A 291-nucleotide genomic window follows, 5' to 3' on the forward strand; every position below is an offset into this window, starting at 1 on the left:
GCAGGCCAACCACTGTCCGCGATAAGTTTGTCTTCCACCTCTTGGTTGTATCCCTGAATAGTCGAGACCATCTGCACGTCCGAACCCAGATGGCAACCAAGCGTGTAGACAAATGCGTCCGCACATGCTGCATGCGCCTTCAACATATTTGCAATTAACTGATCCGAGAAAATACGAGCCCCATCAATTGCTAAGAGAACGTGGGTGCCTCGGGCCAGATGCATTGCCGCCCAATTGAGCGCAAAAACTGGCGACGGCTGCGGATTCGGCATGCTCACAATTCGCGGTATA

General features: G+C 52.6%; 1 protein-coding gene. It reads right to left on the reverse strand.

Features of this window, described 5'->3' with window-relative positions; translation table 11 throughout:
- The coding region (locus tag EN846_RS34570) for a hypothetical protein (RefSeq protein WP_210236166.1) at positions 1-272 on the reverse strand (272 nt) is incomplete at its 3' end.
- Positions 273-291: the final 19 nt, after the last annotated feature.

This window comes from Mesorhizobium sp. M4B.F.Ca.ET.203.01.1.1 (assembly GCF_004791025.1).
GTDB classification, from domain to species: domain Bacteria; phylum Pseudomonadota; class Alphaproteobacteria; order Rhizobiales; family Rhizobiaceae; genus Mesorhizobium; species Mesorhizobium abyssinicae.